Source organism: Streptomyces sp. TSRI0281 (assembly GCF_001905125.1).
GTDB lineage: Bacteria > Actinomycetota > Actinomycetes > Streptomycetales > Streptomycetaceae > Streptomyces.
This window is the reverse complement of sequence record NZ_LWLE01000038.1, coordinates 15,960-41,917: the sequence shown is the minus strand read 5'-3', so window position 1 is coordinate 41,917 and position 25,958 is coordinate 15,960. Positions and strand designations below refer to the sequence as shown.

The 25,958-nt window shown below is 72.1% G+C and carries 21 protein-coding genes and 1 pseudogene; 3 read left to right on the top strand and 19 right to left on the bottom strand.

All coding sequences use genetic code 11. From position 1 onward, the window contains the following. Positions 1–68: 68 nt before the first annotated feature. The 4 genes from A6A29_RS41095 to aroH all read right to left on the bottom strand — a co-directional run bounded on the left by A6A29_RS41095 (position 69) and on the right by aroH (position 2,962). Positions 69–725 carry a lysophospholipid acyltransferase family protein gene (locus A6A29_RS41095; RefSeq protein ID WP_073728983.1) on the bottom strand — a complete coding sequence of 219 codons (657 nt, stop codon included), beginning with the start codon at positions 723–725 and terminating at the stop codon, positions 69–71. Then, positions 722–1,417, bottom strand: a complete 696-nt coding sequence (gene cmk, locus A6A29_RS41090; protein ID WP_073728981.1) for a (d)CMP kinase — start codon at positions 1,415–1,417, stop codon at positions 722–724. Before cmk ends, A6A29_RS41095 begins: the two co-directional genes overlap by 4 nt. Positions 1,418–1,517: 100 nt before the next feature. Continuing rightward, on the bottom strand, positions 1,518–2,603 hold the full coding sequence (locus A6A29_RS41085) for a prephenate dehydrogenase (RefSeq protein ID WP_073728979.1): 1,086 nt from the start codon (positions 2,601–2,603) through the stop codon (positions 1,518–1,520). After that, positions 2,600–2,962, bottom strand: coding sequence for a chorismate mutase (gene aroH, locus A6A29_RS41080; protein WP_073728977.1), 363 nt, complete (start codon positions 2,960–2,962; stop codon positions 2,600–2,602). The genes A6A29_RS41085 and aroH overlap by 4 nt, the downstream gene beginning before the upstream one ends. A gap of 367 nt (positions 2,963–3,329) precedes the next feature. Between aroH and A6A29_RS41070 the strand changes: the two are divergent. After that, positions 3,330–3,659: pseudogene (locus A6A29_RS41070) on the top strand (Rieske (2Fe-2S) protein); the annotation flags it as partial. A gap of 72 nt (positions 3,660–3,731) precedes the next feature. Here A6A29_RS41070 and A6A29_RS41065 read toward each other — a convergent pair. After that, positions 3,732–7,034, bottom strand: a complete 3,303-nt coding sequence (locus A6A29_RS41065) for a hypothetical protein (RefSeq protein ID WP_073728975.1) — start codon at positions 7,032–7,034, stop codon at positions 3,732–3,734. 128 nt (positions 7,035–7,162) lie between these two features. Here A6A29_RS41065 and A6A29_RS41060 point away from each other — a divergent pair, with 128 nt between their 5' ends. Then, the gene (locus A6A29_RS41060) at positions 7,163–7,861 is read left to right on the top strand and encodes a nucleotidyltransferase domain-containing protein (protein WP_073728973.1); all 699 of its coding nucleotides are present in this window, start codon (positions 7,163–7,165) and stop codon (positions 7,859–7,861) included. A 204-nt stretch (positions 7,862–8,065) separates the two neighbouring features. Here the strand turns inward: A6A29_RS41060 and A6A29_RS41055 are convergent, their stop codons facing one another. From A6A29_RS41055 to A6A29_RS40990, 14 genes are all read right to left on the bottom strand, one after another. Further along, positions 8,066–8,845 carry a nucleotidyltransferase domain-containing protein gene (locus A6A29_RS41055; protein WP_073728971.1) on the bottom strand — a complete coding sequence of 260 codons (780 nt, stop codon included), beginning with the start codon at positions 8,843–8,845 and terminating at the stop codon, positions 8,066–8,068. Between the two features lie 3 nt (positions 8,846–8,848). Then, positions 8,849–9,865 (bottom strand): ADP-ribosylglycohydrolase family protein, encoded by a 1,017-nt coding sequence (locus A6A29_RS41050; RefSeq protein WP_073728969.1) that lies wholly within the window; start codon positions 9,863–9,865, stop codon positions 8,849–8,851. Positions 9,866–9,867: 2 nt separating this feature from the next. Next, positions 9,868–10,602: an NUDIX hydrolase gene (locus tag A6A29_RS41045; RefSeq protein WP_073728967.1), complete on the bottom strand. Its 735-nt coding sequence runs from the start codon at positions 10,600–10,602 to the stop codon at positions 9,868–9,870. Positions 10,603–10,636: 34 nt separating this feature from the next. Continuing rightward, the gene (locus tag A6A29_RS41040) at positions 10,637–11,716 is read right to left on the bottom strand and encodes an AAA family ATPase (protein WP_073728965.1); all 1,080 of its coding nucleotides are present in this window, start codon (positions 11,714–11,716) and stop codon (positions 10,637–10,639) included. Next, entirely contained in the window at positions 11,713–12,369 is a 657-nt protein-coding gene (pnuC, locus tag A6A29_RS41035) for a nicotinamide riboside transporter PnuC (protein WP_073728963.1), read from the bottom strand. Before pnuC ends, A6A29_RS41040 begins: the two co-directional genes overlap by 4 nt. Before the next feature lie 135 nt (positions 12,370–12,504). Then, the gene (locus tag A6A29_RS41030) at positions 12,505–13,767 is read right to left on the bottom strand and encodes a pseudouridine synthase (protein ID WP_073728961.1); all 1,263 of its coding nucleotides are present in this window, start codon (positions 13,765–13,767) and stop codon (positions 12,505–12,507) included. Continuing rightward, positions 13,767–14,432: an SMC-Scp complex subunit ScpB gene (scpB, locus tag A6A29_RS41025; RefSeq protein ID WP_073728959.1), complete on the bottom strand. Its 666-nt coding sequence runs from the start codon at positions 14,430–14,432 to the stop codon at positions 13,767–13,769. Before scpB ends, A6A29_RS41030 begins: the two co-directional genes overlap by 1 nt. Beyond that, positions 14,429–15,490: a segregation and condensation protein A gene (locus tag A6A29_RS41020; protein WP_073728957.1), complete on the bottom strand. Its 1,062-nt coding sequence runs from the start codon at positions 15,488–15,490 to the stop codon at positions 14,429–14,431. Before A6A29_RS41020 ends, scpB begins: the two co-directional genes overlap by 4 nt. A 155-nt stretch (positions 15,491–15,645) precedes the next feature. Further along, positions 15,646–16,260, bottom strand: coding sequence for a hypothetical protein (locus A6A29_RS41015; protein ID WP_073728955.1), 615 nt, complete (start codon positions 16,258–16,260; stop codon positions 15,646–15,648). Then, entirely contained in the window at positions 16,257–17,375 is a 1,119-nt protein-coding gene (locus A6A29_RS41010) for a ParA family protein (protein ID WP_073728953.1), read from the bottom strand. The genes A6A29_RS41015 and A6A29_RS41010 overlap by 4 nt, the downstream gene beginning before the upstream one ends. A 368-nt stretch (positions 17,376–17,743) precedes the next feature. Beyond that, positions 17,744–18,859 carry an alanine dehydrogenase gene (gene ald / locus A6A29_RS41005; protein WP_073729557.1) on the bottom strand — a complete coding sequence of 372 codons (1,116 nt, stop codon included), beginning with the start codon at positions 18,857–18,859 and terminating at the stop codon, positions 17,744–17,746. A 143-nt stretch (positions 18,860–19,002) separates the two neighbouring features. Next, positions 19,003–21,069 (bottom strand): tetratricopeptide repeat protein, encoded by a 2,067-nt coding sequence (locus tag A6A29_RS41000; protein WP_073728951.1) that lies wholly within the window; start codon positions 21,067–21,069, stop codon positions 19,003–19,005. A 179-nt stretch (positions 21,070–21,248) separates the two neighbouring features. Then, entirely contained in the window at positions 21,249–21,875 is a 627-nt protein-coding gene (locus A6A29_RS40995; RefSeq protein WP_073728949.1) for an NUDIX domain-containing protein, read from the bottom strand. Between the two features lie 82 nt (positions 21,876–21,957). Further along, positions 21,958–23,622, bottom strand: a complete 1,665-nt coding sequence (locus A6A29_RS40990; RefSeq protein WP_073728947.1) for a CTP synthase — start codon at positions 23,620–23,622, stop codon at positions 21,958–21,960. Between the two features lie 424 nt (positions 23,623–24,046). Between A6A29_RS40990 and A6A29_RS40985 the strand changes: the two genes are divergently transcribed. Then, a complete protein-coding gene (locus A6A29_RS40985; protein ID WP_073728945.1) occupies positions 24,047–25,849 on the top strand; it encodes a glycoside hydrolase family 15 protein in 1,803 nt (600 codons plus the stop codon). The last annotated feature ends 109 nt before the right edge of the window (positions 25,850–25,958 follow it).

Here is a 25,958-nt window from a genome sequence, read left to right as displayed (position 1 = left end):
GAAGTCCGTTCCTCTTTGCATCATCATCGATGGACCGCGGTCGGCGCGGTCCACTACTCAAGTCTCGCCTAACGCCCGGTGAGGCGCCTGGCACTTTCCAGGTGGGCGGTCAGCTTCCCCTGGATCCGCAGGGTCGCCTCGTCCAGCGCCTTGCGCGTCCGCCGCCCACTCCCGTCGCTCGCGTCGAAGGCATCGCCGAAGACGACATCGACCCGGCTGCGCAGCGGAGGCAGCCCCCGTATCAACCGTCCGCGGCGCTCCGTGCTTCCCAGGACGGCCACCGGGACGATCGGCGCACCGCCGCGTACCGCGAAGTACGCGAGTCCGGCACGCAGCGAGGCGAAATCTCCCTCGCCCCGGGTGCCCTCCGGGAAGATCCCCAGGGCTCCGCCGTTCCCCAGCACGCCGAGGGCGTGGGTGATGGCCGTGCGGTCGACGGTCGTACGGTCCACCTTCAGCTGACCGATTCCGCGCAGGAACGGGTCGAGGGGGCCGACGAACGCCTCCTTCTTGATCAGGAAGTGCACCGGCCGGGGCGCGGTGCCCATCAGCATCGGTCCGTCGATGTTGTGGGAGTGGTTCACCGCGAGTATGACGGGTCCGGAGGCGGGCACCCGCCACGCTCCCAGCACCCGGGGCCTGAAGAGCCCGTACATCAGCCCGATCCCGATGCCCCGCCCGACGGCCGCTCCGCGCAGCGTGGGCGCCCCCGTGGCCTCGGTCACCTCTCGGCCCGCTTCTCCCCGACGAGGGTGACGACGCACTCGATGACCTGCTGAAGGGTCAGCTCGGTGGTGTCGACCTCGACGGCGTCGTCCGCCTTGGCCAGCGGGGAGGTCTTGCGGCCGGAGTCGGCGGCGTCCCGCTGGATCAGCGCCTCCTTCGTGGCGGCGAGGTCGGAGCCCTTGACCTCGCCGCTGCGGCGGGCGGCCCGTGCCTCCGGGGACGCGGTGAGGAAGATCTTGAGGTCGGCGTCGGGGAGCACGGTGGTGCCGATGTCGCGGCCCTCGACCACGATGCCGTTCTCGGCGCCCGCCGCGATGGCGCGCTGGAGCCCGGTGATCCGGCTGCGCACCTCGGGGACGGCGCTGACGGCGCTGACCTTGGAGGTGACCTCCTGGGTGCGGATCGGGCCCGCGGCGTCCTCGCCGTCGACGGTGATCGTCGGGGCGGCCGGGTCCGTTCCGGAGACGATGACCGGCTTGGCGGCGGCGGTCGCCACCTCCGCCGCGTTCTGTACGTCGATGCCGTTGTTCAGCATCCACCAGGTGATCGCCCGGTACTGGGCGCCGGTGTCCAGGTAGCTCAGGCCGAGCTGGGCGGCGACGGCCTTGGACGTGCTCGACTTGCCGGTGCCGGAGGGCCCGTCAATAGCGACGATCACTGAGGCGCTTACGGTTTCCACGGTGGTGGACACCTTCCTGGTGCACGGGGTGAGGGCGAACGGGCCGCAAGAGGGCCACGCACCAGGTTACCGAGTGCCGGGCGGAGCCTTGTACCCGTGGTGGCGGGCCCGCTCACGGGCGCAGGGACCAGCCCCGCTCCTGGAGCGCCACGGCGAGCGGGGCCGCCGCGCTCGGCTCGACCATCAGCTGGACCAGGCCCGCCTGCTGGCCGGTGGCGTGCTCGATGCGGACGTCCTCGATATTGACCCCGGCACGTCCCGCGTCGGCGAAGATCCGGGCCAGCTCGCCCGGCCGGTCGCCGATCAGCACGGCCACGGTCTCGTACGACGCGGGGGCCGCGCCGTGCTTGCCGGGCACCCGGACCCGGCCCGCGTTGCCGCGGCGCAGGACGTCCTCGATGCCGTCGGTGCCCGCGCGGCGCTCGTCCTCGTCGGCGGACTGGAGGCCGCGCAGTGCCCGTACCGTCTCCTCCAGGTCGGCGGCGACTCCGGTCAGCACATCGGCGACCGGGCCGGGGTTCGCGGAGAGGATCTCCACCCACATCCGGGGGTCGGAGGCGGCGATGCGGGTGACGTCCCTGATGCCCTGCCCGCAGAGGCGTACGGCCGTCTCGTCGGCCTCCTCCAGGCGGGCGGCGACCATCGAGGAGATCAGCTGCGGGGTGTGGGAGACGAGGGCGACGGCACGGTCGTGGGCGTCGGCGTCCATGACGACCGGGACGGCGCGGCACAGGGCGACCAGTTCCAGAGCGAGGTTGAGGACCTCGGTGTCGGTGTCCCGGGTCGGGGTGAGGACCCAGGGGCGGCCCTCGAAGAGGTCGGCGGTGCCGGCGAGGGGGCCCGAACGTTCCTTGCCCGACATCGGGTGCGTACCGATGTAGGGGGTGAGGTCGATACCGAGGGCTTCCAGCTCGCGGCGCGGGCCGCCCTTGACGCTCGCGACGTCCAGGTAGCCCCGGGCCACCCCCTCGCGCATGGCGGTGGCCAGCACGGATGCGGTGTGGGCGGGCGGTACGGCGACGATCGCCAGGTCGACGCGGCCCTCGGGCGCCTCGTCCGTGCCGGCGCCGAGTGCCGCCGCGGTACGGGCCGACGAGGGGTCGTGGTCGACGAGGTGGACATGGATGCCGCGCCCGGCGAGGGCGAGGGCGGCGGAGGTGCCGACCAGTCCCGTTCCGATGACGAGGGCCGTTCTCACTGGGCGATGTCCTTGCGCAGGGTGGCGGTGGCGCCGAGGTAGACATGCTGGATCCCGGCCCGGGGAAGCGGGGTCTCGACATGGGCGAGTATCCGTACGACACGGGGCATGGCCCCCTTGATGTCCAGCTCCTGGGCGCAGATCAGCGGGACGTCGACGATGCCGAGGCCGCGGGCCGCGGCGGCCGGGAAGTCGCTGTGCAGATCCGGGGTGGCGGTGAACCAGATGCTGATCAGGTCGTCGGAGACCAGGTTGTTGCGCTCCAGGACGGCGGTGAGCAGGGCACCGACCTGCTCGTCCATGTGTCCGGCCTCGTCCTGTTCCAGCTGGACGGCTCCACGGACCGCTCGTACCGCCACGTCGTACTCCTCGCCTCTTCGATTCATCGTTTCCGGGCACCTCGGCACCTCGGCGTCCCACGTGCCTCAGCGCCTTCGGGGGCCCGGCGCCCGCGCTCTTCGCGTCGCGCCGTTCCCTCCTGTGTCTTTCAGCCTAGAGGGGTCCGGCCGCCCTCGGTCACGGTGCTCTGTCCGTGAGACACGGCGGTGGCGTGGACGGCGAGGAGCAGGTGCCGGATCCGTGCCGCGAGCCGCTCGGGCGTCGCGGTGATCCGCCCGTGCACCCAGTCGGCCAGGACCCCGGTGAAGAGTCCGGCGACGGCGCTCGCGGTCGCTTCCTCCCCCGTGCCACCGGGACGGCGGCGGCGCGGTTCGTCGGACCGCCTCGGGCGGCGCGACGAGTGCCGGTCCGGGTGTCTCGCCCGACGGCGGGAAGGAGCTGGCCAGGACCGACGGCATCCCGGTCGCCGACGGCACCGTGTTCCAGGATCAGAAGGTCGTGGTGACCCAGCCCGCGGCGGGCGAGTTCAAGGCGTTCTCGGCCGTCTGCACCCATGCGGGCTGCATCGTCTCGTCGGTCGCCGACGGCACCATCGACTGCGCCTGCCACGGGAGCAGATTCAGCATCACGGACGCCGCGGTGGAGGCCGGTCCCGCGCCGCGTCCGCTGCCCGCGCAGAAGATCACCGTCTCCGACGGGATCATCCGGCTGGCCTGACCGGCCTCTCCCCTCCGTGCGGGACCAGGATCCCGGCCGTACGGGACAGGAGAGGCCGGTCAGGGGTGCGGTTCAGGAGACCGGGCGTCGGAGGTCCGCCAGCAGCGCGGCCTCCGCGACCTCCGGATGCCCGCTCGCGCGCAGCGCGTCCAGCCCGTCCACCCACGGCTGTGCCCAGGAGGTGGACTCGCCGCCCCTGACGACCAGGTGCACGGCGGCGAGCCCGGCCGTGACCGAGCCGTGTGCGCGCAGCATCTCCACCACCGCCGCGATGGCCCCGACGGGCTGGGCGTTCATCGGTGTCCGCCGGTGGTCGCGCACCTGGTCGAGAGGGCCCGGCCGCTCCCCCGCCAGGCCGAGCCAGCGTTCCCAGCGCTCCGGCGAGGCGTCCGCGACCGTCAGCGCCGTCAGGGCCGCCGTCAGCGCCACACGGGACGCGGAGTGTGCCAGCCCGGCCCGCTCCAGCGCGTCGGCCACCGCGTCGAGCGCACCCGCCGGGCGGTCGCGGTACGCGTCGTTCTGTTCGCCCAGGACCCACAGAGCGGCGCGCCGCTCCTCGGGGGCGTCGCTCCGGGCCTGTGCCACCAGTACGCCGAGCACGGTGACCAGTTCCCCGTGGCGCGGGCCGGGGACGGCCCATTCGCACAGCAGGTCCAGCGCGTCGCCCCGGACCTCACGCGGACGCTCCGGGTCGGCCGCCACGGCCGCCATCGTCCCGCGCACCGGCCCGTCGGCGGAGCCGGGACCCCTGAGCGCACGGGCGGCCTGCACCGCCGTGCTCCGCTCCGCGGTGGCCACCGTCCGGGCGAGGAACCGGTACCGGGCCCCGGCGGCCGCGGCCCGGTCGGGACGTGCGGCGAGAACCCGCTCGCGTACCGCCGGGTGATGCAGTTGTGCGGCGAGCCGCTCCCCGATGCCTGGTACGTCCATCCGCGCCGTCAGGGGGCCGGCCATCGCGGCGTGGACGTCACGGTGCTGGCCCGGTGTGTCCCAGCCCGCGAGCAGGGCGGCGGTGGCGTTCGGGGAGGACAGCGCGGACAGCCCCCGGACGGCCGCCTTCCGGCCGCCGACGGACCCGTCGGTGTCCCGGACCATCCGGGCGAACCGGGCCACGGCCTCCTCGTCGGGCACCGTGGCGAGAAGGGTCCTGGCCCCGGCCATCGCCGCCCGGCCCCGCACCCCGCCGGTCCCGGCGCGGTCGAGCAGGAAGTCCAGCGTCCGCGGGTGCGCGGCGGCCCCTCCGCGCTCGGCCGCCCGCTCCCCCAGTGCCCCGCAGGCGGCGGCCGCCACGGGCTGCGGTGCCCCGGCGACGAGCGCGTACAGGGCCTCGGTGTCGCCCAGCAGGGCCGCCGCGTCGGTGCGTTCCCGCAGCGGTACGTCGTCGTCCGCCGCCACCCGGGCCAGTTGCGCGTCGAGCAGGGCCCGCTGGCGCGGCAGCCACCGCCCGAGTCCGGCGCGCGCCTGGCGGGGTGCCCAGCGCGACGGCAGGTCCGGCCCCATGACGGCGTCGAGGAGGTCGGTGCGGCGCCGGGACAGGGTCCGCCACACTTCGGGCACGGCCACGAAGGACACGTCGGCGGCGAGGAGTTCGGCGCACCGACGCTCCCGGGTGACGGGATCGGCGAGCCGGAGCGCGGCGGCCCGCCGGCCCCGTTCGCCGTGCGGATCGTCGAGTGCCGCCCGGCCCACGGCCCCGTCGAGTGCGGGAAGTTGTGCGAGGTGCCGCGCGAACAGGCCCGCGAACAGCAGGACGTGGGCGGGCGTCGGCGTTCCGCAGCGCTCCCAGACCGCGCGGGCCCCGGCGCCCGCCATGTCCAGCGGGCGCACGTCCCCGCTTCCGCGCGGATCGTCCAGGACCTGGACGAGCAGCCCGATGACGTCCGCCGCCCGTTCGGCGTCACCGGCGCGTACCGCGCGGAGGGCGGTGCGCCGCAGCCACTTCTCGGCTGCCCGGAGCGTCTGCGCCGTGGAGTCGCGTGACTGCACGGTGGTCGTCGCGGCGTCCCGCAGCGCGGCGAAGGGTGCCGCGTCCAGCAGCGGGCCGCGGGCGGCGCCCGCGGCGAGAAGGGCGGTGCGGCGCACCTCCTCCTGGTCGTGCCAGGCCCGCTCGCAGGAGAGGAGGACGCGTGCGTACGCCTGCGGATCGCGCTGCCCGCCGACGCAGCGCAGCAGGGCCGCCCAGGCCAGGGCCCGTTCCCACGGGCGGTGGGCGGCGCTCAGGTCCCGCAGCAGCGGTTCCGCCTCGGCCGGCGGCAGCAGGGAGGCGATCCGGCTGCGCGGGTAGGCCCTGCGCCCGGCCCGCCCCTTCAGCAGGCGTCCGGCGATCTCGGTCCGGTCGGCGGGATCGAGCGAGGCCACGGGGCCGATGAGACCGGTCCACTGTCCCCGGCTCGCGTCCAGCCGCGCCTCGACCACCCGGCGGCGCTCGGCCGGTGGCAGCAGGGCGAGCAGCGGCTCCGCCGTGGTCCAGCTGTCGGTCGGGCCGCCGATGTCGTGCTCCACCCGCAGGACGTCCGCGAGCAGGGCGGCGTCCTGCGGGCCGCAGGCGTCCAGCGCGCGGCGCACCCGCCGGGACACCGGCCCCGGAGCGAGCGGGACCCGTTCGGTTCCGGTACGCCGCAGGGAGGCCGCGACGGCGGCCGGTTCCCTGAGCAGCACCAGCGCGGCCGGCCCGGTGACCAGGTGCGGGGCACGCTCCAGGAGCAGCGCTCCGGCGGCCGGGTCGCGCGCGGTGAGGCGGCTGACCAGGTGCTGGCTGCCGTTGCGCGGCCGGGCAGCCTCCCACCGGTCCCGGCCGTCGGACGGGGCCCGGTCGGCGAGGTGGGCGGCGAGGGCGCGGGGCGCGGTACGGGTGAGTGTGAACAGGATGCCGTGCGGCACCCCGGACAGCCGGGGCAGCCACTGTCCGACCGCGTCGGGGGTACAGGCGGGCAGCAGCCGGGCGGCGTCCTCGTCGCCGTGCAGTTCACGGACCCGGGGAAGGATCCGGTCGGCGAGGTCCCGGCGCCGGGACAGCCGCAGAACGCGGTACGTGTTGTGGCGCACGGCCCGCAACGGGCCGAGGGCCAGGGCTTCCAGGGCCTGTTCGGGAACCGGCAGCCGGATCGCCGCGGACAGTGCGCGCGGGCGCAGCACCGGGTCGGCGAGGGCGAGGGCGACGGTTTCGAGATCGCGGCGGACGACGGCCAGGAACAGTGCCAGCCGGCGGTCGTCGGGGTCCGCGGTGTCCAGGGCGGCGCGGGCGGCGCGGTAGCCCTCGTCGTCCAGCGAGCGGGTGTGTTCGGCGATGGCCCGCATACGGGCCGGGTACGGAAGGTGGTCGAACCGGGCGTACAGAACGGTGACTTCTTCTCTGTGGGGCGTGGGTGCGTTCATCGCGCTCACCGGGAGGAGGTGAGCCGGACCTTTCGGATCATCGTCATGACGGCGATGGTGGCACCGGAGGCCGTCGGCGCGCAACGGTTTTCGCGCGGGACGGCTGCCCCTGGCGTACCCTCGCGCAGATGATCACCGCCGAAGCCGAGACCCTCGTACGCGACCACACGATCTACTCGTGCGTGATGGGTTCGCGGGCGTTCGGGCTTGCCACGGACGGCAGCGACACGGACCTGCGGGGGGTCTTCGTCGCCCCCACCCCGTTGTTCTGGCGCTTCGAGAAGCCGCCGACGCACATCGAGGGTCCGGCCGACGAGCAGTTCTCCTGGGAACTGGAACGGCTCTGCGAGCTGGCGCTGCGGGCCAACCCGAATGTGCTGGAGTGTCTGCACTCCCCGCTGGTGGAGCGGGTCGACGACACGGGCCGTGAACTCCTCGCGCTGCGCGGGGCGTTCCTGTCCCGGCTCGCCCACGGGACGTTCGTACGGTACGCGCGGGGCCAGCGCGGGAAGCTGGACGCGGACGTCAGGCAGCACGGCGCACCGCGCTGGAAGCACGCGATGCATCTGCTGCGGCTGCTGGCGAGCGGCCGGGATCTGCTGCGTACGGGCGAGCTGACGATCGAGGTCGGTGACGCGCGCGAGGAGTTGCTGGCGGTGAAGCGCGGTGAGGTCCCGTGGGCCGAGGTGGAACGCCGGATGAACCGGCTGGCCGAGGAGAACGACGAGGCGGCCGTCCGCTCCCCGCTGCCGGCCGGACCGGACCGGGCCCGGGTGGAGGACTTCCTCGTCCGGACCCGGCGGGCGTCGGCGCACGGGACCGCGTGACGGACCACGTAGGGGACCGCGTGACGGACCGCGCACAGGACCTCGTGAGGGACCGGACGATGTGACCGACCCGCCAGTCGTGGCGTGACCGACCGGCCGCCACACGGACGGGACCGCGCAACGGCCCTGTCCGTACGAACGGCCGCAACGTCCGTACGAACGGCCGGGACGTCCGTACGACCGGCGGGACGTACTCCCGGCCTGCTACTCCCCCAGCCGGGCGCGCACGACGAGTTCGTTCAGCGCGTCGAACTCCGTCACCGCGTCCGCCAGCAGCGACCGGGTCTGCGCCTCGTCCAGGACCCGGTGCAGCCCTTCGATGTCCCGCGCCACCGCCGCCCCGTCCAGCTCGCGTGCCATGCCGTGCTCGGCCTCCGCCTTCGCCGCGATCAGGTCGGGCAGATACGCCGGGGCGGCCACCGTGCCGAGCAGCGTCGGCAGATGGGCCAGTATCCGGCCGCTGCGCATCAGATGGATGCCGGTGAGCAGCGCCCGGAAGGTGTAGAGCAGCGGCTTCAGCTCACCGGTCTTCTCGAAGAGCCGCCACTGGGTTCCGGCGAAACCCCGGTAGTGGTGTGCGTGGTTGCGGGTCAGCACGCCCGGGGCCAGGGCGCACAGTTCCGCGTGGAGTGCGGTCGTGTGCACGACCAGCGGGGACAGCAGCTGTTCCAGTACGTAGCCGTTGGGCCGCAGCATGAGACGGACGAACTTGCGCAGGTCGTGCGTGACGAGGTCCATCTCGACCCCGTCTCGGTCCCACATCCGTGAGCGGGTCTCGGCCGGTTCGCGCAGCCCCAACAGGTCGTGCGGGGGCAGGATATGGACCCCCCGAAGGTCCACATCCGAGTCCCGGGACGGGAAGCCGTACAGATGGGCCCCGGAGACCGTGGCGAAGAGCAGCGGTGCCGGCTCCTCGGCGAGGACCGGACCGAGGTCGGTGACCGGCAGTCCGGCGCGCTGGAGGGAGGAGGTCGCGGTGCTCATGGATCAAGCATCCCAGAGCGCGGCCAGCGACAGCAGATCGCTGCGGTACTCGATGCGTTCCGCCCACTCCTTGGGCCAGGCGCCCGCGCCCAGATGGGCCCCGGCCAGCGCACCCGTCAGACAGGCCAGCGAGTCGGAGTCGCCCCGGGTGCAGGCGGCCCGGCGAAGGGCGGTGACGGGCTCCTCGGGGAAGAGGAGGAAACAGTGCAGGGCCGTGGCGAGGGCCTCTTCCGCGACCCAGCCGTCGCCGGTGGTCCGGCAGGGGTCGGTCTCGGGCGACGGGGCGCGCAGGGCGTCCTGGACCGTGCCCAGAGCGGTCTGGCATTCGTCCCAGCCGCGCTTGATGTACGCCTCGGGCGAGGAGTCGCCCGCGTACCGCCAGAGGTCTCCCAGCCACCGTTCCAGGTAGCGGCCGCTGTTCTCGTACGCGTACGAACGCAGCTGCCCCACGAGTCCCATCGGCTCCGCCCCCTGGGCCAGCAGGAACACCGCGCGGGCCAGCAGGTCGGAGGCGGCCAGTGCCGTCGGGTGGCCGTGGGTGAGGGCCGCCTGGAGCTGGGCCGCTCCGGCACGCTGTTCCTCGCTGAGGCCGGGTACGAGTCCGACGGGCGCGACCCGCATGTTGGCGCCGCAGCCCTTGGAGCCGGTCTGGCTGGCCTCCTGCCAGATCCGGTCGCCGTCGAGCAGCCGGCACGCCTTCATGCAGGTGTGTCCGGGGGCCCGGTTGTTGTCCGGCGAGTGGAACCAGTCCACGAACTCCTCGCGGACCGGGCGGATCAGCCGCAGCGGGGTGAGCGGTCCGCGGTCCATGGCGGTGCGTATGCCACGCCCCAGCGCGAGCGTCATCTGGGTGTCGTCGGTGACGATCGCGGGCCTGGGCAGCGCCATCTGCCGCCACGGACCGCACTTGGCGAGGATGGCGGGCACATCGTTGAACTCGGTGGGGAAGCCCAGTGCGTCGCCGAGCGCGAGCCCGGTCAGCGCACCCGTGGCCGCCTGTTTGGTGAGGGTCCTGGTCATGTTCATTCCGTTCGTCCTTCCGGGCGCAGGAGTGGAGGGTGCAGGGCGGTGGCGGCACCCGCCCGGTACAGGGCGGCCGGTTTCCCCCGTCCGCCGGTGCGGCGCGGCGGTCCCTCGACGGCCTGGACGAAGCCGGGCACGTTGAGGACCTTGCGCCGGAAGTTGGGGCGGTCCAGCTCGACGCCCCACACGGTTTCGTACACCTGCTGGAGCTCGCCGAGGGTGAACTCGGCGGGGCAGAAGGCCGTGGCCAGACAGGTGTACTCCAGCTTGGCGCCGATCCGGTCGTAGGCGTCGGCGAGAATCCGCTCGTGGTCGAAGGCGAGGACGCCCACGGTGCCCGCGTCCCACCACTTCGCGCGGACCGCGTCCCCGCCCCCGCGCGGCTCGGGCAGATCGGGCAGGAGCGCCGCGTACGCGACGGAGACGACCCGCATCCTGGGATCCCGGTCCGGTTCGGAGTAGGTGCGCAGCTGTTCAAGGTGCAGGCCGCGGACGGTGTCCTGGCCGAGGCCGGTCTCCTCGGCCAGCTCGCGGCGCGCGGCCAGGTCGGCCGACTCACGGGGCAGGAGGAAGCCCCCGGGCAGGGCCCAGTGGCCCTTGTACGGTTCCTCGCCCCGCTCGACGAGCAGGACGTGCAGCCGGCCGGCGCGGACCGTGAAGACCGCGAGATCCACGGTGACCGCGAAGGGGGCGAAGGCGTAGGGGTCGTACCCCTCGGAGGCGCCGGTGCTCATCGGTGCCCCGGAAGGGGGGCGGTGCCGCTGGTGGTCATCGGCGCTCCGGGAGGGGTGCGGCGAAGTTCCAGCCGGTGGCGAGCACCGCGTCCACGGCGGCGACGGCAGCTTCCAGGCGCGCCTCGTGCACTCCCGTGACCTCGATGAACTCCCTTCCCGTACGGGTGAGTTCGGCGCGGAAGCGGTCCGTCATCCAGGGCCGCAGCTCCTCGCCGTCGCGGAGTCCGTCGTCCTCGAAGGCGACACCCTCGTGGTCGGTGAGCAGCCACAGGTGGTGCCGGGCCCGGTCGGCGATGTCCTCGACGAGGGGGTTGCGCCCACCGACGTACCGCTCGTGCCAGACGGTGGTGGCGAAGGAGTCGGTGTCGCAGAACAGCACCGGGGAGCCGGTGCGCGCGGCCTCCTCCTCCCTGGCGTTCTGCGCCTCGGCGATGACGGGGAAGTCGTCCGTGGTGAAGACGACGTCCTCCCACTGGGCGTCCGGCCACCGGCCGCGCAGTGCGGCCAGCTTCTGTTCGCTGAACTCGCGCCCGTACTCGGCGACGTACCGGGTCTGCGCCCAGCCGCCGCCGCGTGCCCGGTAGTGCTCCGTGAGGGCCCGCGCCAGGGTGGTGGTGCCGGTCGACTCGGCGCCGAGGACGACGATCCGGCGGGTGAGCGCGGCCCGGACGGGCGGTTCGAGGAAGTCCCAGCAGCCGACCGGGTCCTTGCGCACGGCTGTGCCGGACACCGGGAAGAGGGTGCGGTCGGGGTCGACGAGGACGGACGCGGCGCCGAAGCGGCGGGCCAGTTCGGCCCCGTAGGACTCGGAGGTGAAGACGGCGTCCACCGGCTCCGGTACCGCCGCGGTGAAGACCGCCATGTGCGCGTCCCAGACCGCCGGGTCCGTCAGATCCATGCGGGTGTCGTCGACGGCGCCCACCACCCGCACGTCCGGGTGCACCTCGCGCATCCAGGCGACCCGGTCGGCGAGCGGGACGGACTCCACGGAGGCGGCACAGACCAGGACGGTCAGCCGTTCGCAGCGGTCCCGGGCGGTGCGGACCAGGTGGTGGTGTCCCGCGTGCGGCGGATAGAACTTGCCGAGGACCAGGCCGTGGCCGAAGCGCTTCATACCGCGGCCACCTCCGCCGTACGGTTCCGGCCCGTGGCGAGATCGCGGTTCCAGCTGCGCAGCCCCATGAGGCAGAGCGCCAGGAAGCCGATGTAGAGCAGGGAGGTCAGATAGAGCTCCTTGTACGCGTACAGCGGGATGTAGACCACATCGGCGGCGATCCACAGCCACCAGGACTCGACCCGCTTGCGGCACTGCCCGTACGTCGCCGTCAGCGACAGCGAGGTGGTCAGCGCGTCCCAGAACGGCACGGTCGAGTCGGTGGCCCGCGACAGCAGGACCGTGAGCGCGAGGGTCCCCACCGCCCCCGCCGTGAGCAGCCAGGTCCATTCGGTGCGCGAGGTGCCGCGCACCGGCAGGACGGATGCCCCTGGTCCACCCCCGTGGGTCCAGGTCCACCAGCCGTACACGGCGAGGGTGATGAAGACGATCTGGAGGCCGGCGTCGGCGTACAGACCGGACTGGGCGAACAGCAGGATGAAGAAGAGGTTGTTCGCGATGCCGATGGGCCAGTTGGCGAGGTGCTGGCGGGCCACGAGCCAGACACACAGCGCTCCGCTGCCGAAGCCGAGCACCTCGGTCCAGCTGACCGGGGTGTCCAGGACCGTCACCAGGGGTTGCTGCAGGGGATCGAGGAAATCCGCGAGACTCACGCCCGCCTCCTTAATAGTCACTCTGACTATAAAGAAGGAATGGCGACGGCGAAAGGCCCGCGGCCGGTTTCTGTTCACCTATCGGGAACAGGAACCGGCCGCGGGCCTCGGAGCCGTACGGGGTGTACGGGGTGGCTACAGACCGACCTCGCGCATCAGCATGCCGACCTCGGTGTTGGTGAGGCGGCGCAGCCAGCCGGACTTCTGGTCGCCCAGCGGGATCGGCCCGAAGGACGTGCGCACCAGCCGCTCGACCGGGAAGCCGGCCTCGTCCAGCATCCGCCGGACGATGTGCTTGCGGCCCTCGTGGAGGGTCACCTCGACCAGGTAGTTCTTGCCGGTGTTCTCCACGACGCGGAAGTGGTCGGCGCGGGCGTACCCGTCCTCCAGCTGGATGCCGTCCTTGAGCCGCTTGCCCAGGTCGCGCGGGAGCGGGCCCTGGATGGCGGCCAGGTAGGTCTTCTTCACGCCGTACTTGGGGTGGGTGAGGCGGTGGGCCAGCTCACCGTGGTTGGTGAGCATGATGATGCCCTCGGTCTCGGTGTCCAGCCGGCCGACGTGGAAGAGCCGCGTCTCCCGGTTGGTGACGTAGTCGCCGAGGCACTGGCGGCCGTCCGGGTCCTCCATGGAGGAGACGACACCGGCGGGCTTGTTCAGCGCGAAGAAGAGGTACGACTGGGTGGCGACGGTCAGACCGTCGACCTTGATCTCGTCCTTGTGCACGTCGACGCGCATGCCCTGCTCGACGACGATCTCGCCGTTGACCTCGACGCGGGACTGGTCGATCAGCTCCTCGCAGGCGCGCCGCGAGCCCATTCCGGCCCTGGCGAGCACCTTCTGCAGGCGCTCGCCCTCCTCCTCGGCGCCCGGGTGGGTCTTGGGCAGCTTGAGGTCGGGCTTGTTCGCGTACCTGTCCCGGTTGCGCTGCTCGATCTTGGCGTCGAGCTCACGCGGACGGGCCGGGGCGCCGTACGGAGCGCGCCGGGTGATCCTGCCGACGCCCTGCGAGGCCTTCGGGCCGCCCTTGGCGCCACCGCGGGCCGCGGCGCCGCGCCCCTTGCGGAGGCCACCGTCGCCGCCCGGCTTGTCGGCGCCCACGTCGTAGCGGCGCTCCTCGGGACGGGGACGGCGGGGACGCTGCTCCTGCTTGTCGTCGCGCCCGCCCTGGCCGCCGCCCTGACCGCTCTGACCGCCCTGGCCGCTGCCCTGGCCCTTCGGCCGGAAGCCCCCGCCGGATCCGCCGCTGCCGCTCCGGGGGTTCCGGTTGCCGCCGCCGCTGCCGCCGCTCCTGCCGCCGCCGCTGCTGCTCCTGCCGCCGCTGCTTCCGCCGCTCCTGCTGCCGCCGCCGCCGCTGCCGCTGCCGCCGCCGCTTCCGCTGTTCCTGCCACTGCTTCGCATCAAAAATCCGTCTTGTCGTGTGCGTGAGTATCCGGGGTGTCCGGTGCGTCCGGATCGAACGACGGCACACCCTCTAGCGTCTCAGCCTCGATCGCGTCCGCCTCCGGGAGGAAGGGCGCGAGCTCCGGGAGCTCGTCCAGGCCTCGCAGGCCCATACGCTCCAGAAAGTAGTTCGTCGTCCTGTACAGGATCGCACCTGTTTCGGGTTCCGCGCCCGCCTCCTCGACCAGACCCCTCTGCAGGAGGGTCCGCATCACGCCGTCGCAGTTCACTCCGCGCACCGCCGAGACGCGTGAACGGCTCACCGGCGCGCGGTACGCGACCACCGCGAGCGTCTCCAGAGCCGCCTGGGTGAGACGGGCGTGCTGGCCGTCCAGGACGAAGCCCTCGACCGCCTCCGCGTACTCGGGCCGGGTGTAGAACCGCCAGCCGCCCGCGACGAGCCGCAGATCGAAGCCGCGCCGCTGCACGGTGTACTCGTCGGCCAGCTCCCGCAGCGCGTCCGCCACGGCCCCGCGCGGCCGCTGGAGGACCTTGGCGAGGTGTTCCTCGGTGGCGGGCTCGTCGACGACCATCAGGACCGCCTCCAGGGCGGGCTTCAGATCGAGGGCGGCGACCGCGCCCATGTCCCGGTCCTCGTCGCCGTCCCTGCGGTGCGCGCTCATGTCTCCGTGTCCTCCTCGGCCGCCGCGTGGATCTCCTGGTCGAACTCGTCCGTCACCGCGGGCTCCGCGCCCTCCCCGCCGCACCAGCGCACGAGGAGGTCGCCGAGCGCCTCCTCCTGGTCGAGCGTGACGGCCTTCTCCCGGTACAGCTCCAGAAGGGCGAGGAACCGGGCGACGACCGTGAGGGTGTCCGGAGCGTCCTCGGTGAGCACCCGGAAACTGACCTCGCCCGCCCCGCGCAGCCGCGCCACCACGATCTCCGCCTGCTCGCGCACACTGACCAGCGGCGCGTGGATGTGGTCGACGTACACCTGGGGCTTCGGCTTCGGCTGCATGGCCTTCACCGCGAGCCGCGCGAATCCCTCGGCGCCGATGCTGATGACGACCTTGGGCAGCAGCGCGGCATGGTGCGGTTCGAGACCGACGGTACGGGGGTAGCGGCGGGCCTCGGACTCCAGCCGGCCGTTGAAGATCTCGGCGATCCGCTTGTACGCGCGGTACTGGAGCAGCCGCGCGAAGAGCAGGTCCCGGGCCTCCAGGAGCGCCAGGTCCGCCTCGTCCTCCACCTCGGCGGTGGGCAGCAGCCGGGCGGCCTTCAGGTCCAGCAGGGTGGCGGCGACGACGAGGAACTCGGTGGTCTGGTCGAGATCCCAGTCGGCTCCCATGGCACGGATGTATGCCATGAACTCGTCGGTGACCTTGGACAGGGCGACCTCGGTCACATCGAGCTTGTGCTTCGAGATCAGCTGGAGGAGAAGGTCGAAGGGCCCCTCGAAGTTCACGAGCCGCACGGTGAAGCGTTTGTCGTCGGCAGCGGGCCCGTCCCCCGGCACCGGCTCCACCACGGGCCGGGAGACCGCCTCGGACACGGGAGCGGCCTCGGGAACAGCCTCGGACACGGGCTCCGGCACGGGCTCCGGCACGGGAGCGGCCTCAGGAGCGGAAACAGCTTCGGCTTCGGCTTCGGCTTCGGGCGCCGGGCCCCAGGACGCGGCGACGCCGGGCCCGCGGCCGAGAGCGCGGCGGCGCGGGCTGGCGGAGTCGTCGGTCACGGGCATCGCGGTCCAGGGGTGCGGGGAGAACGGGCGGGCGGTGGCGGCCCCGGCACGGGCGAGGACGGGAGGCCCGGAGGGACCCCGTCCTCGCACGGCGTGGAGACCGGGCCCGGCGGTCGGCGCGGGCCCTGACGGGCAGGCTACCGGCGCCGCACCGCTCAGCGGCCGCGCAGCCGCCGTACGAGGATGCTCGCGTCGCCGCGGGACTCCAGATCGGCCAGCACCACCGCGACCGCCTCACGCACTATCCGCCCGCGGTCGACCGCGAGCCCGTGCTCGCCGCGCAGGACGAGACGGGCGTGTTCGAGGTCCATCAGTTCCTCGGCCGACACATAGACGGTGATCTTCTCGTCGTGGCGCTCCCGGCCGCTGGGCCGTCGATTGGCACCACGACCGCCGCCGCGCCTGCGCTGCTGCTGGACGGCGGGGCCCTGCTCCTGCGAGGCGGAAGGGGCCGGTGGGGCGGAACGGGACCCGGGGACGGCCCTGCCGCCCGCCGCGGACCGGTCGCCCTCGGCGTCGCGGCTGCGCGATTCGCCTCCGTCGGCACCGGCCGCCGAGTGTTCCTCCCGGGCACGGGCCGCGGACCGGTCGGCCGAACCGCCGCCGGAACCGTCCGGAGCGGACGCGCCCGTCGCGGGATCGCCCTCCCCCGCCGGTGCGGGCACCCGCCCCTCGGCGTTCGCCTTGCGTCGCCGCTCCGCGGGGGACGACGCCTGGAGCCCCATCCCACCGGTGGTGCGGAACAGTTCGTCGGCCCCCGGCAGACTCACTCGGCGTGACACCGGGCGAGCACCTCCCTGGCGAGCTGTCGATAGGCGGCGGCACCGACCGAGTTGGAGGCGTACGTGGTGATGGGTTCACCGGCGACCGTGGTCTCCGGGAAGCGCACCGTGCGCCCGATGACCGTGTGGTAGACGTGGTCGTCGAACGCCTCGACGACCCGCGCGAGGACCTCGCGGCTGTGCACCGTACGGGAGTCGTACATGGTGGCGAGGATGCCGTCGAGCTCCAGTTCCGGGTTGAGCCGCTCCTGGACCTTCTCGATGGTCTCGGTGAGCAGCGCCACTCCGCGCAGCGCGAAGAACTCGCATTCGAGCGGCACTATGACCCTGTGGGCCGCCGTCAGGGCGTTCACGGTCAGCAGGCCGAGCGAGGGCTGACAGTCGATCACGATGTAGTCGTAGTCGGCCATCAGCGGCTTCAGGGCGCGCTGGAGGGTCGACTCCCGGGCCACCTCGCTGACCAGCTGCACCTCGGCGGCCGAGAGGTCGATGTTGCTGGGCAGCAGGTCCATGTTGGGTACGGCGGTCTTCAGCAGGACCTCGTCGGCCGACATGCCCCGCTCCATGAGCAGGTTGTAGACCGTGAGGTCGAGCTCCATCGGGTTGACCCCGAGGCCGACCGACAGGGCACCCTGCGGGTCGAAGTCGACGAGCAGGACGCGTCGTCCGTACTCCGCGAGTGCCGCACCCAGGTTGATGGTCGACGTGGTCTTGCCGACGCCGCCCTTCTGGTTGCACATCGCGATGATCTTCGCGGGGCCGTGATCGGTCAACGGGCCCGGAATCGGGAAGTACGGCAGGGGCCGCCCGGTCGGGCCGATCCGCTCGCGGCGCTGGCGCGCGGCGTCGGGCGCGAGGGTGGCCGCGTACTCCGGGTCGGGCTCGTACTCGGCGTCGGGGTCGTAGAAGTGCCCCTCGGGCACCTCGGCGAAGTCGGCGAAGTGGGCGGTGTCCCGGCCACTCTCGTTGCCGGCCATGGCGTTCACGTGTAGGCCGTCCATCATCTGGGGGGCTGTCGTCATGTGCTGTTGGGTGGTGAAGGTGCGGACAGCTACGGAGCCGACAGCTTGGAGCCCGATCGGGCCCTGACCCCGTGCAGGCATCCCTGGTTGACCACCCCCGGGAGTAAATGTCGACTCATTCACAAGTCGTCTTACCTCCTTGGACGTGACCAGGAAACTTATCGATAGGTCAGCGTGGCACCATGCCGACGATTGGCGACTCTATGGCGTGTCACCGGTCCGCAGCAACACAATCCGCCGGACCCGGCCCGATGTGTCGGCAATCGAACACCGCCCTGTCAAGGGTGCACAGCGAGCAAGGCGCACATTTCGCCGCTGCACGAAACGGGTAAAGAGTTACCTTCGAGACGAGTTGCGCAAGGCCCCCACCGGACCCGATACACGTCCGGCCGGACCTTGCTCGGCAAGGTCCGGCCGGACGTACGAGGTTGACGGAAGGCGTTGACCCGTCAGCCGAGAAGGGTGCTCAGCTCGACGTGCGCGAGCCCGTGCGCCTCGGCCACCTCACGGTAAACGACCTGCCCGTCATGGGTGTTGAGCCCCTTGGCGAGTGCGGCGTCGCGGCGCAGCGCGTCGGCCCAGCCACGGTTCGCGAGCTCCACGATGTACGGCAGCGTGGCGTTGGTGAGGGCGTACGTCGAGGTGTTCGGCACGGCGCCCGGCATGTTCGCGACGCAGTAGAAGACCGAGTTGTGGACCATGAAGATCGGCTCGGCGTGCGTCGTCGGATGCGAGTCCTCGAAGCAACCGCCCTGATCAATTGCAATGTCGACAAGTACACTTCCGGGCTTCATCTTGGCGACGAGCTCGTTGGTGACCAGCTTCGGGGCCTTCGCGCCGGGGATCAGCACGGCACCGACGACGAGGTCCGCCTCGACGACCGCCTTCTCCAGCTCGAAGGCGTTGGAGACGACCGTCTGCACCTTGGTGCCGAAGATCTTGTCGGCCTCGCGCAGCTTGTTGATGTCCTTGTCGAGCAGCGTCACGTGGAAGCCGAGACCGACGGCGATCTGCGTGGCGTTCCAGCCGGAGACGCCACCGCCGATGACCACGGCCTTGCCGGCCGCCGTGCCGGGGACACCGCCCGGCAGCACACCGCGGCCGCCGACCGAGCGCATCAGGTGGTACGCGCCGACCTGCGGGGCCAGCCGGCCCGCGACCTCGGACATCGGGGCGAGCAGCGGGAGCGCGCGGTTGGCGGTCTCGACCGTCTCGTACGCGATGGCGGTGGTGCCGGACTCCAGCAGCGCGTCCGTGCACTCGCGGGAGGCGGCGAGGTGGAGGTACGTGAAGAGCGTCTGCCCCTTGCGCAGGCGGTGGTACTCCTCGGCGACCGGCTCCTTGACCTTCAGCAGCAGATCGGCGGCGGCCCACACCTCGTCGGCGGTGGGCAGGATCCGCGCCCCCGCGGCGACGTACTCCTCGTCCGTGATGGAGGAACCCGCACCGGCGTTCCGCTCGACGAGGACCTGGTGGCCGTGGCGGACGAGCTCATGCACTCCGGCAGGGGTGATCGCCACCCGGAACTCGTTGTTCTTGACTTCGCGGGGGATGCCGACCTTCACGTCGATCACGGTCCTTGGCTCGGAGGGTTACCAGGGCAGAAGTGGACATACCCGGATATACGCAGCATAAATGGAGACGCCACGAAGGAACGCGGCAGAGCCAGTCTAATGAAGGACTTCGCGCTGTCTAGCCTTACAAAGCATTAATTTTCAGTCGCGGCACTACGGATTTCGTAGGCAGAACCCTCCTCACCCAGCAATCTGTCGGCCGCACCCCGGTGCAACCCGGCCGCCGCCGGGTCTCCGAGCCGGTCCAGCGTGTCGGCCAGCCTGAGCTGGAGCGCCGCCTGAAGCCGCACGTCCTCGGCCCGCCGGGCCAGCTCGACGGCCTCCCGGCAGGTGTGCAGCGAGTCCTGCGGGCGCCCCGCGTACTCCTGCACCCGCGCCGCCTCGCTGAGCGCCCGCGCCTGGGCGGGCAGGTCACCGAGCCTGCGATAGCCGGACGCCGCCGCCCGCCAGTTCCGCAGGGCCTCCCCGTAGCGCCCGGCGTACGTGTGGACGGCGCCGAGGCGCCCGTACAGCCGCGCCTCGTCCGCCCGCTCGCCCTGGGTCAGGCGCTGGGCGAGCGCCCGGCCGTACCAGTCGGAGGCCCGGTGGAAGTCCCCGAGCTCGGCGTAGGCGCCGCCTACGGATTCCATCGCGCGGCCGGTCGCGTACAGGTCCTTCGCCTCGCGGCCCGCGTCCAGCGCGGCCCGGTAGCGGGCCAGCGCCTCCTCGGTGCGGCCGGTCCTGGCGTCCAGATCGGCGAGGTTGAGCAGCGCGGCGGCCCGCTCCCGGGGCAGCTCGCGGCGCTCGGCCACATCCAGGACCAGGCCGTGCAGCCCGTACAGCTCGGGCGCGGCGGCCTCGGTGCCCCGGTGCGCCGCCAGTGCCCGCACCAGCGCGGCCACCAACCTCCGTGCCAGGGTGTCCAGTTCACCGTCCTCGACGGCGATCCGGGCCGAGGCGAGCAGGGCGGGCTGGCGGACCCGCAGCCATGCGGCGGCCTCCTCCGCGTTGGGGAAGCGCAGCGAGCGGGGCAGTCCGGCGAGCTTGCGGCGGGCGGCGGAGCCCTCCGGCTCGGTGATCGCCCGGCAGGACTGGAGCCTGCGCACGGTCCGCTCCAGCATCCGAGCCCTGGCCAGCTGGATCTCGGCCGGTCGGTCGCGGTCCTCCAACAGGGCCCGCAGCAAGGGCGCGAGGCAGCCGGGAACCTCGTACTGGGGCTGCGCCGCACCGTTCGTCCGCAGCAGCCCCAGCTTCACGAAGTCGTCCAGGGTCGACTGGGCGGCGGGCACCGAGCAGCCGGCCAGCGCGGAGGCGGTGTGGGCGTCGGCGAGCCCGGCGGGCGCGAGTGCGAGAAGGCGCAGTATCCGGGCGGCGGCCTGCGGGAGGGAGTCGTGGATCAGCCGGAAGGCCCGGGACAACGGGCGGGCGCCCGCGGGCTGTTGGTCACCGGTCTCCGGCAGGGTGTGCAGCCGCTTGGCGACATCGGCGACCGAGGCCCCCGGGCGGGCGGCGAGCCAGCCACCGATCAGGACGAGGGCCGCGGGCTGCCCCCCGCACTCCTCGGAGAGGGTCTCCGCGGTCAACGGGTCGACGGTGATGCGGACCTGGCCGATCAGGCTGCCGAGCAGCCGTACGGCGGAGCCCACGTCGAGCCCGCCGATGGTGCAGGGGCGCACGTCGGGGATGCCGGTCAGCGGGCCCGTCGCGGTGGCGACGACCAGACAGTCCGGGCTGTCGGGGAGCAGCGGGTCCACCTGTTCGGCGTCCACCGCGTCATCGAGCAGCAGCAGGACCCGGCGTACGGCGAGGGCCTCGCGCACCATCTCGGAGAGTTCGTCCTGATCGGCGCCGGGCGGGGCGGGCACATCGAGCAGGTCGAGGATGTCGCGGGCGGTGCGCTCGGTGGGCACGCGTTCGCCGCCGGGGTCGGTGAGCCCGGCACGGAGCACACCGTCGGGGTAGTCGCCGGTCCCCACGAGCCGTCGTGCGAGCTCCGCGGCGAGTGCGCTGCGGCCGGAGCCGGGGCGTCCGGCGATCAGCAGGACCCGGGCGCGTGGGGTCTTGCGGCCGGCCAGCGTGTCCAGCCCGGCCCGCTCGATGTCGGCCCGCAGGGCCTTCAACTCACGTTCCCGGCCGAAGAATTGGGGTGGGGCGGCGCCGGACGGCTCCTCGGTCCCCGCAGTCCGGGCCGGGCCGCTGGTGTCCACCGCCTGATCCGTCACGAGCCACGCTCCACTTCGCTGCACGCGGTGCCCGCCGGAACTCCGGTCGGGACCTTCCGAGCGTAGTTCAGGGGTGCGGACGATCATGGCGGAGCAGGGCGGGAAGGTCCCCCGATCGGATCAGCGTTTTTTATGATCGTCCGACCGGGGACCCCGGAAAGCGGTGGACCCGATGGCCGTCAGGCCTCGAACGGCCGGGCGGGCCAGGGCGCCTCGGCCGGGCGCAGCGAGTCCACTCCCTCGCCCGCGAGCGCCGCGGTGAGCGCGAGTACGCCCACCACCAGACAGGAGTTGTGCAGATCCCCGGCGAGCACTGCGCGTACCAGCTCCGTCAGCGGCACCCGGGCCTGCTCCATGTCGGCCTCCTCCTCGGAGACCGCGTACCGCTCGCCCTCGGCCTCGGAGAGGTTCCGGGCGAGGAAGACGCGTACGGCCTCGTCGCAGCCGCCGGGCGTGGTGTAGATGTCCGTCAGCACCCGCCACTCCTCGGCCTTGACGTGCGCCTCCTCGTACAGCTCGCGCTGGGCCGCGTGCAGCGGGTTCTCGCCGGGGATGTCGAGCAGCCCGGCGGGAATCTCCCAGAGCTTGTGGCGCACCGGGTGCCGGTACTGCCGCAGGACGAGGACGCGGTCCTCCTCGTCGATGGCGAGCACGGCGACGGAACCGGGGTGGACCTGGTAGTCGCGGCGCGCGACGGTGCCGTCCGGCATCACCACGTCGTCGGTGCGGACGCTGGTCTTCTTACCGGTGAAGGGGGTCACCGTCGCGGTGACCTGCCACTCCTCGGGCGTGTCCTGGAAACCCATGTACGTCCTCCCACGAACAAACAGAAACCGGGGTACGCATCCCTGAAGGATCCGTACCCCGGCCAACCGTAATGCCTCGGTGTTACTCGCCCGTCGTGCGAGCGGCGAGCTGACGCTCCACGGCCGCCTTCACCAGACCCGCGAAGAGCGGGTGCGGGCGGGTCGGGCGGGACCGCAGCTCCGGGTGCGCCTGCGTGGCGACCAGGTAGGGGTGGACCTCGCGCGGGTACTCGACGTACTCGACGAGCTTGTTGTCCGGGGAGGTGCCGGAGAAGACCAGTCCGGCCTTCTTCTCCAGCTCGGCGCGGTAGGCGTTGTTGACCTCGTAGCGGTGGCGGTGACGCTCCTCCACGTACGGCTGGCCGTCGTACGCCTCGCGCACGAGCGAGCCCTCGGCGAGCTTGGCCGGGTAGAGGCCGAGCCGCATGGTGCCGCCCAGGTCGCCCGCGCCCTCGACGTACGCGAGCTGCTCCTCCATCGTGGAGATGACGGGGTGCGCGGTGGCGGCGTCGAACTCGGTGGAGTTGGCGTCGGGGATCTCGGCGAGGTTGCGCGCCGCCTCGATCACGATGCACTGCAGGCCCAGGCAGAGGCCGAGCAGGGGCACCTTGTTCTCACGGGCGTACTGGATGGCGCCGATCTTGCCGTTGACACCGCGGTCGCCGAAGCCGCCGGGGACGCAGATCGCGTCGACGCCGCCGAGCTGCTTCGCGGCACCCGCCGGGGTCTTGCAATCGTCGGAGGCGACCCACTCGACCTTGACGCGGGCCTTGTTGGCGAAGCCGCCGGCCCGGATGGCCTCGGTGACCGAGAGGTAGGCGTCCGGCAGGTCGATGTACTTGCCGACGAGCGCGACGGTGACCTCGTGGTCGGGGTTGTGCACCCGGTCCAGCAGGTCGTCCCAGGTGGTCCACTCGACGTCCCGGAACGGCAGGTCGAGCTTGCGCACGACGTAGGCGTCCAGGCCCTCGGTGTGCAGCACCTTCGGGATGTCGTAGATCGACTTGGCGTCCACACAGGCCACCACGGCGGCCTCGTCCACGTCGCACATCAGCGAGATCTTGCGCTTGATGGCGGTGGGCACGTCACGGTCGGCGCGCAGCACGATGGCATCCGGCTGGATACCGATGTTGCGCAGGGCGGCCACGGAGTGCTGGGTGGGCTTGGTCTTCAGCTCGCCGGACGGGCCGATGTAGGGCAGCAGCGAGATGTGCACGACGAAGACGTTGTCGCGGCCGACCTCGTGGCGGACCTGGCGGACGGTCTCCAGGAACGGCAGCGACTCGATGTCACCGACCGTGCCGCCGACCTCGGTGATGACGACATCGACGTCGTCGGTCGCCATGCGGCGGATGCGGTGCTTGATCTCGTTGGTGATGTGCGGGATGACCTGGACGGTGTCGCCGAGGTACTCGCCGCGCCGCTCCTTGGCGATGACCTGGGAGTAGACCTGGCCGGTGGTGACGTTGGCCGAGCCGTCGAGGTCGACGTCGAGGAAGCGCTCGTAGTGGCCGATGTCCAGGTCGGTCTCGGCGCCGTCGTTGGTGACGAACACCTCACCGTGCTGGAAGGGGTTCATCGTGCCGGGGTCGACGTTGAGGTAGGGGTCGAGCTTCTGCATGGTGACCCGCAGGCCCCGCGCCTTGAGCAGGGCACCCAGGCTGGAGGCAGTCAGACCCTTGCCGAGGGAGGAGGCGACACCCCCGGTGACGAAGATGTGCTTGGTCGTCGTGGATGTGGGCTGCATAGCCAAAGGGGGCTCCCGTGGTCGCGATGATGAGGTGCGTACCGGCTGCCGAACCGGAGAATCCGGAGGTGCCGTCGCTGCGGTTCGGGGGCCTCGTCCGCTGTCGCGAACGACCACCGGTCCACGGGCTACCAGGGTAACAGCGACGGCGGGAGGCTGCTTCCGGCCACACCCCTCACACGGGCATCACAAGTTCACCGCACTGGTTTCACGTCCCACCCGTTCGGCTCAGACGTATTGCGAAGACCGTCGCGCGGATCTTGCTGGTGCGTCGTATCCTGCTCAAACATTCGCTGCCGAGCCGGCCTGCCAGCGGCACCACCCCAGCCCGCTCACCGGTGCAGGAGCTCGTCGGTTCTACGACCCCCTTGAACCCGCAGTAAGAGCCCTGAGGGGCGACAAGGCCGTTCGACTGGAGACGCACGTGGCCGGGCGCATCGAGGATTACGCACTCATCGGAGACATGCAGACCGCCGCCCTGGTCTGCCGGGACGGCACAGCTGACTGGCTGTGCCTGCCCCGCTTCGATTCGCACGCCGTCTTCGCAGGACTGCTGGGCACCGAGGAGCACGGCTTCTGGCGTCTGGGTCCTGCGCGGGCGGAAGGAGCCGAGCCGCCGACGGCGGACCGGCGCCGCTACCGCGGGGACTCCCTCATCCTGGAATCGGAGTGGGACACGCCGCGCGGCACGGTCCGCGTGACCGATTTCATGCCGCCGCGTGACGGCGCACCGCAGCTCATCAGGATCGTGGAGGGCGTCAGTGGCCGGGTGCCGATGCGCTCGGAACTGCGCATGCGGTTCAGTTATGGCCGGGTGACACCCTGGGTGCACAAGGTCGACTCCCGCACCGTCGCCGTGGCGGGACCGGATTCCGTCTGGCTGGACACCGAGGCGGAGACGTACGGCAAGAACCTGACCACGTACTCCGACTTCACCGTGGCACCCGGTGACCGGATCGCGTTCACGATCAGCTGGCAGCCCTCGCACCATCAGCCGCCCGCGCTCCCGGACCCGGAGGGTTCCCTGGAGGCGACCGAGCTGTTCTGGCGCGAGTGGGTTGATCAGTGTACGTACCACGGGCCTTATCGGGAGGCGGTGGTCCGCTCGCTGATCACGCTCAAGGCCCTCACCTATGCCCCGACCGGTGGCATCGTGGCGGCGCCGACCACCTCGCTCCCCGAGGAGATCGGCGGCGTCCGGAACTGGGACTACCGCTACACCTGGCTGCGCGACGCCGCGATCACTCTCTCCTCGCTGCTGCGCACCGGCTACCGCGAGGAGGCACGCGCCTGGCGCGAGTGGCTGCTGCGGGCGGTGGCGGGCGACCCGGAGAACCTGCAGATCATGTACGGCATCGCGGGTGAGCGGGAACTGGGCGAGGCGGAGCTGGACTGGCTGCCCGGCTACGAGAACTCCGGGCCTGTCCGGGTCGGCAACGGCGCGGCGAACCAGCTCCAGCTCGATGTGTACGGCGAGGTCACCGAGGCGCTGCACCTGGCGCATATGACGGGGCTGACCCGCAACGACTACGCGATGGGCCTCCAGCTCAAGCTGATCGAGTACCTGGAGAAGCACTGGTTCGAGCCCGACGAGGGCATCTGGGAGGTACGCGGGCCGCGCCGGCACTTCGTGCACTCCAAGGTGATGGCCTGGGTCGCGGTCGACCGCACGATCAAGCTGATCGAGTCCGGGGACGTGGAAGGACCGCTGGAGCGGTGGCGCGAGCTGCGCGACGACATCCACCGCGACGTCTGCGAACAGGGCTACGACAAGGAACGCAATACCTTCACCCAGTCGTACGGGTCGAAGGAGCTCGACGCGTCCTTGCTGCTGATTCCGCAGATGGGCTTCCTGCCGCCGGACGACAAGCGGGTCATCGGCACGATCGAGGCGATCCAGCGTGAGCTGTCCACGGAGGACGGCTTCGTCCTGCGCTACCCCACGGCGGGGGACGCCGCGGGCGTGGACGGTCTGGAGGGCGACGAGGGCGCGTTCCTGGCCTGCTCGTTCTGGCTGGCCGACGACCTCGCGATGATCGGCCGGGTCGACGAGGCCCGCCAGCTCTTCGAGAAGCTGCTGTCCCTGCGCAACGACCTGGGCCTGCTGGCCGAGGAATGGGACTCGCGACTCCAGCGCCAGGTGGGGAACTTCCCACAGGCGTTCAGCCATGTGCCGCTCATCGACACGGCACTGCGGCTGACGGCCAGCGGGGCGTACGTGGGCTGACGCGACGCGGAACGCGCAGGATCCCGCGGCTGACGCGACGCGGAACGCCGCAGGATCCCGGATCCCCTGCCCTTTCCCACCGGTGCTGTCCACCGCGTGGCCGGCAGGA